The sequence below is a fragment of the Chamaesiphon sp. OTE_20_metabat_361 genome (assembly GCF_031364565.1).
The window spans coordinates 1-9,773 of the sequence record NZ_JANLWO010000480.1; the positions used below are offsets into that span (position 1 = coordinate 1).

Genomic DNA, 9,773 nt, shown 5'->3' on the forward strand with positions numbered 1-9,773 from the left:
GCCGATATTGCCGCGATTGAAGCGATCGACACCAATCAAGAATAAGTCCGCAGCTTGGGGCGGTTTGGGAATATTTGTCGCGACAACTATCGGTGGCTTGCTACCGAAATTAACGCCGAGTTTTCCCGCCAAGCGCATAAAAGTATTCGTCGGAATCCCCAAATTAAACCCAGTTTTGATCCGAATATTGTTATTGATATCCGAAGCTCGCTCGGACTGCTGTACATCGCCTTTGCCGTGGATGGCGATCGTTTCCCCAGCTTCATTAAAGACTGGCCCTCCACTCATACCGGGGAGAGTATTATTACTATAAACTAACGAATAGCCACCTGCTAAAGGGCGATTGGCATTGGCGGTAACTTTACCTTCGGTAAAATTGTAAATCGACGTCGTAATCGCCGTTGTCGCCAGGGGAAATCCCGAAACATAGACGATCGAACCTTCACTGACTGTCTCGACATTGCCTAATTTAGCGATCGGATAGTTAGCCGCACTTTGAAATTTAACGATCGCCAAATCTGCATCGGTAGTGGCTTTAATATTAGTGGCAACTAAGGGATAATTTTTGCCGTCGGGAGTTGTGATTTTAAACTGCGCTTGGCGATCTCGGACGACGTGGGCGGCGGTGAGGACGGTATAAGTGCTGCCTTCTTTTCTGATTACCACACCAGAACCGACAGCATCATTACTATCGATCGAGACTGTCACCGATTTGGCAATTTTGCCAACCTCTACTGCTGACAATGCCATCGCCGATTGACATGACAACACCATCGCCCCAAGTAGCAAAATACAGTCAAGCCGCAGCCAGCTCCGCACCAAATTCGCGGGTTTGTCTGGTAACATCGATCCAATTCTATCCATAACTATGATTAAATTACCCAAGTAACAATCGACAACAGTCAACACTCAACTGCTTTACACTAGCCGATAGTAACAGCATTCGGCACCGCGAGAATGCTGCTAAATATCAAGAACCATCAACCAGCAAGCAAGATCGTGAAAACCATCATCTAATCCAAGCAGTCCGACAAGTCAATGGACATATTAAAGTAGCACGTCACGTCATGATTTAAGGCGATCGCGCCGACAGTCCAGAGTAATTGGATTGTGGTAATATCGAGTCGAGGTGCGCCGACAGGATACACACTGGGCACCACTGCACATTTATCGCTGAAACGCTCGATCGACTTAACACCCGATCGATTAACTGGATTAGAATAGTGCAGTTGCCATCTCAACCCAAAGTACCCGTTTTATGGCTCGAAAATCCAAATCCACACCCTTGCGCCCAAGTGCCGATCCGGCTGTTGCATCTAGCTCTGATGGGCTAGCCATCTCCGATCTTCGCATCCGGCTGGAATTTTTAGAACGGGACAACGAAAAGTTACTCAAGCAAATCGAGAAAAAACGTACCGAGCTAAATAATTTGCTCGATCGGATCCAGGAAATCGGCTTAGAAGTGGCTCAAAGAAGTGCGCCGATTCTCCAGCAACTCTTAGAAATTGACGCCAAAATTCATGCTGTTTTTACCGAGATTTTTACTGGTAAGAAACTAGGCAAACAAACTCGTAAGAACATCGAGAAAATTTATTATACGCTCCAAATCTCAGGATTGATTAGTCCCAGTCCCAGTCGCTACGAAATGGATGACGAGCCAGCAGATGACGATGATGAGTGGGATGCAGAGGAAGTCTTCGGACGCCAACAAGCGCACAATTACGATCGCGCCGAACTAGATCCACCCCCGATCGATCGCGATGAATTAAAAAAGATTCGCCAGATTTATTTACGCTTAGCCGATGTCTTTCATCCCGATAAAGTTAGTGATGACAAAGATCGCGACTATCATACTGAAGTCATGAAAGAAATCAATCAGGCTTATCAATCAGGAGATCTGGCAAAATTACTCGCGATCGAGAAACAGCATCAGATGGGCGAACTTATCGATCGCGATAATGAAGACGATCTGACGCGACGCTGTGCGCGGATCGAACAAGAAAATGAATTTCTCAATCTGCAACACGCCAATCTCAAACAAGAAATCCGCATCACTAAAAGTACGCCCGAAGGATCGATCGTGGCAGAGTATAAAAAGCTAACCAAATCGGGTGTCGATCCGATCGGCGAAATGGTCGCCCAAACCGAATCCCAAATTCAAACTATCGCCGAAGTTTATCAATTTGTGGTAGATTTCCGCGATAAAAAGATGACAATCAAAGACTTTATGAAAGGCCCTGCTGTCTTCCAACAAATCCAACAAGTATCCGCTGAAGAGTTGTTGATGGAGTTATTTTCTAAATTTTAGCACCATTTCAATAATTAATAATTAATAATTAATAATTACCTGTCCTTTGTCCTTTGTAGCGTCTACCGATTCAAAGGACAGAGGATTGAAGCCATCGATAATCTTGTTCGATTTACCCATTTATAGGGAGGCGTTATACCTATTTCGATCGGCAACTTCGAGCGAGATATTGCGATTGTAAACGTTGTCGAGTATCAGTTAAAATAGAAATAGAAATCGATAAGGTAAGGTTGCATATATGACAACTCAACTCAAGATTAACCGACAACCACTAGAAATCACATGGGAACCCCTTCCTGCTGGATTTAAGCTAGAGGACGAACCTGTGGAAAATAACGGACAACCATTAATCGCAGGCGCATTGCGAGAAAGCCTCGAAATCGCCCAACGCATTCAACCCCAGATGTTGATTGCTACTAATTTCGGCCTCTGTGCGACGGTGAATGGAGAATTAGTCATCAAAGCACCAGATTGGTTGTATGTCCCTAGCGTCAGAGAGCAATTAGCCGCTCGCAATAGCTACACTCCCAACCTAGAGGGCGACTTACCCCTCATCGTCATGGAATTTCTCTCCGAAACCGAAGGCGGCGAGTACTCAGTCAAACCCACTTATCCCCCTGAGAAATGGTTTTTTTACGAGCAAATATTGCAGGTACCGATTTATGTCATCTTCGAGCCGAAAGCTGGATTATTGGAATTTTACCGACTCCAAAACGGCAAATACGAACTAGAACAACCCGATGAAAACGGTCGTCATTGGTTGCCAGAAATCGACTTGTATTTAGGAACTTGGAAGGGAACTAAAACCGATCGCAGCGGCTATTGGCTGCGGTGGTGGCACCAGTCTTCCGCAATCTTGCCTTGGGCGGTAGAACAAATTGAAGCCGAACGCCAGAGAGCCGAGCAGGAGTCCCAACGCGCCGAGCAGGAATCCCAACGCGCCGAGCAGGAATCCCAAAGAGCCGATCGAGAACGTGAGGAGAAGGAAAAATTAATCGCCTATCTCCGCGCCAAAGGTCTCGATCCCAACGATCTTACTTGAGCGCATCCGCTCAAGCCTAAAGCCGATCGGTGAGCGGTAGCCGTTGGCGTAGGCACACTGAAAGCCTAAAGCCTGACTTTCGCAGGAAGTCTAATGTAGCTTGACTACCACAACGGGGTAGAATCGGCTGGTTTATCTGAGGGGTTATCGGTATCGTTGGTTGTCGGTGATGGCGAGGTAGTTGGAGCTGGACTGGGATCGGGAGTGGGGCGCGATCTGGGCGGATAGACCGGAATTGGGAGCGGTGCTAGTGAAGGTGAGGGCGTTGGGGTAATTGTAGGTGTTGGTGTCGGTACATCGATCGGGATGGGCGACTCGGATGGTGTTGGCGTGGGGGTTGGCGTTGCTGAGGGGGTAGGCGTAGGCGCGGGGGTAGGGGTGCGGCGTACTCTAGGTGTCGATCTAGGTGTCGGTTTGGGAGCGACGATATCTGGCGTGGGACTCGGTTTGGGCGTCGGTGTGGCAGATGGGACATTGCACCCAGCGACCTGATTATTAAATACCCAGCCCGTCGAACGATCGGCCATCTGGATCTGGATAAAAGCGTCTCGTTCGGCGAGATACACCACCCGCGTCCCCCGCGCTAAATTAGCTTGAATTTTGGCATCGCGTTGGGGTGCCGATCGCACTCTAGTCGTGGGTAAATCGGTAGGAGTGGCGACCCGACACAGATCGGTCTGGAGATCGGTCTCAAAATTGCGCCCAGCAAAGAAGTTATTGCTAAGTAAGATAAAGCTGCCCACTGCTGCCAAAATCAGGGCGATGCCACCAAATAAGGGCGGAAAACCTCGCTTGGGCGTGGGCGCGATCGGCTGTGGTGCAGTGGTAGGGACAGTTACACCCGGAGCGACAACGGTGGCGGCTGGGCGATACTGGGGCGCAGTCACAGGTCGTGGTGTCTGCACGTAAGTTTCTTGGGGCGCAAATGTGCCCGTAACTAGGGCGTTAACGGCAGCTAGCGCCTCTTGAGCGGTATGGTAGCGATCTTTGAAGTGATAGCGGGTCATCCGCCCGACAATGGCAACTAGGCGCGGATTAGCGACAGTCAGATGCTCCCATTTGAGTTCGCCAGTGCGATCGTCTGTGGGCAGATCGTAAGGATTGACACCCGTTAGCGCCTGAATCCCGATCGCCCCCAAGGCATAGAGATCGCTACTGGGGCGAGGATTGCCGGAGGCTTGCTCGATCGGCATATAGCCCGGTGTGCCGATCGCGACGGTCATCGTCTGTTGTCCCGGCAATAACTGTTGATTGCGAACTTGTTTGATCGCCCCAAAGTCAATCAAAATCAACCTGCGGTCGAGATTGCGGCGCATGATATTATCGGGCTTAATATCGCGATGAATCACGCCCTGCGCATGGATAAATACCAAGATCTCCAAAATCTCTTGGAGTAGTTCGATCGTCTGCTGCTCGCTCCATTTTGTCCCCGTTGGTAGCTCCGTCGAGAGGGGATGCCCGGGGACGTATTCTTGAACTAAATAAAATTCTTGTTCTTCTTCAAAATAAGCCAGTAACCGGGGGATGCGATCGTGATTTCCCAGTTGCTGTAAAACGATCGCCTCTTTTTCAAACAGTTTGCGCGCGATATCTAGTACCGATCGATCCGTACTGGCTGGTTTGAGATGTTTGAGTACGCATTTCGGATTTCCAGGTAAATGCAAGTCTTCGGTGATATATGTTTGACCGAATCCCCCAATTCCTAAAATTTGGAGTACGCGATAGTGTCCCGCTAGTAACTGACCGATCATTTGATAAATCCATCTCCTCAGATATCTCAACTTTACCCTGATTTGCCAATTCTCGGGAGTCTATTCCTACTCATAGTGGATAGTGGATAGTGAATAGTGAATAGTGAATTATGAGCCTGAAATAATTCTAGTCAGGTAATTTCTGACTAGATTCCATTCGGGAGTGAATGCCGCACTCCGCATCACGCAAACTATGACAATAACTTTGACGAAATTTTTGAGTTTTAGTGGCGTCTAAAATTGATGAGATCGCAGTTGGGCGATCTGCTCGATCGCCCAACTCGGGCACCCCCGCTGAATGTTCACGATCTTGCGATTTAACTCTTGACCTTGACCATTTTTCAATATTTCCGTGTGCGTAATCCGATCGCCATTTTCTAAGTAACTTGCCAGCACCTGCATCGCCTTGTCTCTAAGTGCCGCTTGGCGCTGCGAGATCGACAAAGTTGGCACTGAGGTTGGGGGCGCAACGGACACTTCTACACTTGCCGCAGGCGCAACTGGTGCCGCAACGGACGGTTCTACACTTGCCGCAGGCGCGACTGGTGGCGCAACGGACACTTCTACAGTTGCCGCAGGCGCAACTGGTGGCGCTACACTTGGCGCTGGCTCGGCGACTGGTACTGGTGGGGTGACGTCCGCAGGCTGTGGAGCTGGCTCGGGCGGCAAAATATCCTCAAAAACCTGGTTGCCACTGAGCAGTTCGTTGATATTATAGATGCCTTCAATCCGATCGATATCTTCGGTATCCTCAGTATTAAAAGTATTGAGATATGACTCTAGATCGATCTCTTCCCGATCCTGACCATCCGTGTCCCGATCGTTGTCAAGCTGAGCGGAGAGAGTGGATATGGATGCCGATGAGGGGAGTGGCGTCAGTGGTAATGAGTCACTGTGGGTAATGACGATCGCATCGATCCACACGATATATTCATCCGGCTCGATCGCAATTTCACCTCGCTCGGTGCGGATGATAAAAGTGCCCTGCTTGGGTTGTAAGTCGCGAATTAGATACCAGTTGCCTTTGGTAAAAGTGAGGACATCGATCGGGGGTTTGGGTAGATTGAGTTGATAGCGTTTGTTATTCCACCATACTTTCCACAGTTCGATCGTCTCAGTATAGTTGAGTTTATATGACTCTGGCAGTTGATAATAATGATGCTCGGTAAATTCTGGATGCGATGATTTTTGGCGATCGATAAAACCTAGTTCCGTCAAAGCTGACACGATCGGCTGTCGATACTCAGAGCTATTGGCAATTAGAACTTTACGTTGCCACTGGTTGACTTGTTTGCTAATCCCGATTAATTTGCCTTGGCAATCGCTCAACCTAATTGAGGTTTCCGTGTATTCTAGCTTCAAGTTTGGGCTGGAGAGGGAGTGTTTTTGACCCCGGACAAAATATCCAACAATTTGGAGTTCTTCAGCGGTGAGATTTAAAGTTCGATCGGGTATATGATTTGTGTCTGCCATAGGGTCACACCAGCCAAAATTCAGCGATAAAGAGTTGGGGAAGCCAAGCTTGAGTACTGCTTGGAAGTAGCTACCATTTTGATACAATAACTAACAATTGCATCTTTGTCCCCCAATTCTATCCAGTCGCATTTGAGATCTGGCAGTGGGTCGGACAATTTTGAGTGTTTTGACTGAGATAAAGTGTGCAGTTGGGTGGTGTAATCTAGACCCCCACAGCTTTTAACGATCGTAGGTGCGGCTCATTCGCGATCGCTAACGCGAGATCGGCTAGGGATCGAGTTCGATTCTGATATACTAGGAAGGCTGTGCCTAAATAAATATACTCACAATGGCAGTTCCTAAGAAGAAAACGTCAAAATCCAAGCGTGACAAACGCCGTGCCACTTGGCGCAATAAAGCGGCAATCCAAGCCAAAAAAGCCCTCTCATTAGGTAAATCAGTCCTGACGGGCAGATCTACTAGTTTTGTATATCCTCAGCCTGATGAAGAAGACGCTGCCGAATAATCGCTCGGTAGGATCGCCGCAATGCGATCGCCGTCCCGATTAGCTTCATACCAGCTCGCGATCTGGCGCAATGGCAATCTAGTTCCCAGGGCAAATCCCCCACATCGAGATTACTCAGGAGCAATTATAGTTGTGGGGATTAGCCAATCGCCAAATTCGATCGCTGTTAAATTAATTGATAACTGAGTCCAATCGCCAACAATTAGACTTACAAGTCGTACCAAGTCAACGTCGATTTCAGCTAAATCCGATCGAGCTGGCTCAACCAATCGAGCAAAAAAATGGTGTAAAGACTCAATTTTCTCTACACCATCGATTTGAATTAAGTTATAGTAATCTCCAAATAAATGGATAGCGATAAGGTTCGTTAGGATTATTTAGGGTTGCTAGAATTCCGGAAATCGGTGGAATCCAGTGGAACAGGAAGAATAAACCACCAATCGCCCAAGCGAGGGGAATTGTGACAATTAGGGCAGTGAAGAGAAATCCTAATGCCCCCGAAATTGCGAAGTACAGCCAGATATTAAAGTGATAATTAAGTGTTTCTTTGGCAGTTGCTTTGATAACGGGGTCGTCAAATAGTAACAAAATTACTAATGGGATTACCGAAGTAAAGAGCAGCGAACCTAAAAAAATCGAGCCGTGGCATAACAAAGAAAATAGTTTCCGTTTGCCACTACCACTACTATCGCCAGAGTCAATCATTTCCAATCCTCTACAGTAATCTAGACTTAAATCTGCATGTATACTCTAGCATAGCTTACAGTGGGTTAGTAGTACGTTTTCCCCGTGTGGAAATCCGCCAGATGTGGAGTGGAAACATTCTCCCCCAAGCGACTTTCATATAATAGAGTGACTTCTGCACAGCTTTCCCACACCTCTGTCACATGGCTCCCAGATCTGGCGCAAACTCTCATCCCTACGCATATAGACGATTTGGCTTTACAGTCCTTCTGCTCGGTCAAGTTTGGCTGCATCTAATTCAAGGTAAAACTTGCTGGCATAAGATCTCCGAACACTCGTTCAAAACAGGCCCCGCAGCGATGATTCCCGTGCTGTTGAGTAATTTTATGGCGGGGATAATTTTCACGATTCAGACCGCCAGACAGTTGGAGCCGATGGGGGCACTCGGTTCGGTCGGTGGCGTGTTTGCGATCGCTTTTTGCCGAGAACTGGCTCCCATTTTGACGGCTTGTGTGATTGCGGGTCAGGTGGGTTCGGCGTTTGCCGCCGAAATTGGCTCGATGAAAGTCAGCGAACAAATCGACGCCCTGTATACGCTCCGCACGGATCCGATCGATTATCTCATTTTGCCACGAGTTTTGGCTTGCGGCGCGACGGTGCCGATTTCGATCGTGTTGGGTTTGGTGTGTGGGATTGCTGGGGGGATTTTTGTGGCGGCGCAACTCTATCAATTACCACCACTGGTATTTTTAGATTCAGCGCGCAGCTTTTTAAAAACCAACGATTTGATTGTTTTGGGTTGTAAAGGAGTCCTCTTCGGGGTGGCAATTGGGACGATTGGGTGTGGTTGGGGCATGACGACTTATGGTGGTGTCAAGCAAGTTGGCGAGTCGGCGACTGCGGCAGTAATTGTCTCAGGAATCGCAATTTTTGCGATCGATCTGGCGATTACGCTCTTCTTTGGCGATGTACCTACGAATAAACAGATGTGAACGGGAGTGATGTTTTTCGGCGGGTGTCAGGGCGAGCAGTTGGGATTCTAAGTCTTGGAGCGTCATAATTTAAGATAAGCCTTAGATATCCAAACTAGCGGATTATTGATTCTATTATGCCCTACAGCCATCTCGACGAGAGTAACGGACACAAATCCTTTCAACTCCCTGGTTCGCGCCCTCATTATAATCCCGATCGACCCGGACAGGTCGAGCATATCAGTCTAGATTTGGTGCTGGACATTCCCAATTCGAGTTTCCACGGTACTTGTGCGATTCGGCTCAATCCGGTGCGGAGTGAGATCGAGTCATTGACGCTCGATGCGGTGGATCTGAAAATCGATCGCGTCCAAATTGATGGTACTGAATGCGAGTTTAATTATGATGGGGAGTTATTGCATATTCCCGTAAAAGTCGATGTTACTGCTGGTAAAATCTTGGATCTGACGATCGATTATGGCGTAAATAACCCGCAGCGGGGGATGTATTTTATTCATCCCGACGAGCATTATCCCGACAAGCCGACGCAGGTGTGGACGCAGGGTGAAGATGAAGATTCGCGGTTTTGGTTCCCCTGTTTTGACTATCCCGGACAACTAGCTACTTCGGCAATTCGGGTGCAGGTGCCGAAGGATTTTGTGGCGATTTCTAATGGTGAATTAGTCGAACAGACTATGTTCGGTGAAGATCGGGTTTATCAATGGATGCAAAAGGAGATTCACCCGACATATTTGATGACGTTAGCGGTTGGCAGGTTTAGCGAGATTGCTGATAGTTGGAATGGTAAGCCAGTTACTTATTATGTGGAGCAAGGACTAGAAGAATCAGCAAAGCTGAGTATGGGTAAAACTCCGCAGATGATTGAGTTCTTTAGCAAGAAGTTTGGTTATCCTTATCCCTTTCCTAAATACGCCCAAGTTTGCGTTGCTGATTTCATCTTTGGTGGGATGGAGAATACTTCTACTACGTTATTAATGGATCGGTGCTTGTTAGATAAACGGGCATCTTTAGATAA

At 47.9% G+C, this 9,773-nt stretch carries 10 protein-coding genes; 5 read left to right on the top strand and 5 right to left on the bottom strand.

All coding sequences use genetic code 11. From position 1 onward, the window contains the following. Together RMO35_RS13980 and RMO35_RS13985 are read right to left on the bottom strand one after the other, a co-directional pair. A partial coding sequence (locus tag RMO35_RS13980; protein ID WP_309741915.1) for a serine protease occupies nt 1-864 on the bottom strand: 864 nt, incomplete at its 3' end. Between the two features lie 149 nt (nt 865-1,013). Next, nucleotides 1,014-1,157, bottom strand: coding sequence for a hypothetical protein (locus RMO35_RS13985; RefSeq protein WP_309741917.1), 144 nt, complete (start codon nt 1,155-1,157; stop codon nt 1,014-1,016). 101 nt (nt 1,158-1,258) lie between these two features. On the opposite strand from RMO35_RS13985, the gene RMO35_RS13990 reads away from it, so the two are divergent. Further along, complete coding sequence (locus RMO35_RS13990; protein WP_309741919.1) at nt 1,259-2,308, top strand: J domain-containing protein; 1,050 nt, start codon at nt 1,259-1,261, stop codon at nt 2,306-2,308. A 238-nt stretch (nt 2,309-2,546) separates the two neighbouring features. Further along, nucleotides 2,547-3,350 carry a Uma2 family endonuclease gene (locus RMO35_RS13995; protein ID WP_309741921.1) on the top strand — a complete coding sequence of 268 codons (804 nt, stop codon included), beginning with the start codon at nt 2,547-2,549 and terminating at the stop codon, nt 3,348-3,350. Nucleotides 3,351-3,454: 104 nt separating this feature from the next. Here the strand turns inward: RMO35_RS13995 and RMO35_RS14000 are convergent, their stop codons facing one another. Both RMO35_RS14000 and RMO35_RS14005 read right to left on the bottom strand, forming a co-directional pair. Beyond that, the gene (locus RMO35_RS14000; RefSeq protein WP_309741922.1) at nt 3,455-5,101 is read right to left on the bottom strand and encodes a protein kinase domain-containing protein; all 1,647 of its coding nucleotides are present in this window, start codon (nt 5,099-5,101) and stop codon (nt 3,455-3,457) included. 234 nt (nt 5,102-5,335) lie between these two features. After that, nucleotides 5,336-6,574, bottom strand: coding sequence for a hypothetical protein (locus RMO35_RS14005; RefSeq protein WP_309741923.1), 1,239 nt, complete (start codon nt 6,572-6,574; stop codon nt 5,336-5,338). A 331-nt stretch (nt 6,575-6,905) separates the two neighbouring features. On the opposite strand from RMO35_RS14005, the gene rpmF reads away from it, so the two are divergent. After that, nucleotides 6,906-7,082 carry a 50S ribosomal protein L32 gene (rpmF, locus tag RMO35_RS14010; RefSeq protein ID WP_295619862.1) on the top strand — a complete coding sequence of 59 codons (177 nt, stop codon included), beginning with the start codon at nt 6,906-6,908 and terminating at the stop codon, nt 7,080-7,082. 327 nt (nt 7,083-7,409) lie between these two features. Here rpmF and RMO35_RS14015 read toward each other — a convergent pair whose 3' ends face one another. Beyond that, nucleotides 7,410-7,787: a DUF4870 domain-containing protein gene (locus tag RMO35_RS14015; RefSeq protein ID WP_309741924.1), complete on the bottom strand. Its 378-nt coding sequence runs from the start codon at nt 7,785-7,787 to the stop codon at nt 7,410-7,412. Between the two features lie 182 nt (nt 7,788-7,969). On the opposite strand from RMO35_RS14015, the gene RMO35_RS14020 reads away from it, so the two are divergent. Then, on the top strand, nt 7,970-8,758 hold the full coding sequence (locus tag RMO35_RS14020; RefSeq protein WP_309741925.1) for an MlaE family lipid ABC transporter permease subunit: 789 nt from the start codon (nt 7,970-7,972) through the stop codon (nt 8,756-8,758). Between the two features lie 116 nt (nt 8,759-8,874). After that, nucleotides 8,875-9,773: M1 family aminopeptidase (locus RMO35_RS14025; RefSeq protein ID WP_309741926.1), on the top strand; the 899-nt coding region annotated here is incomplete at its 3' end.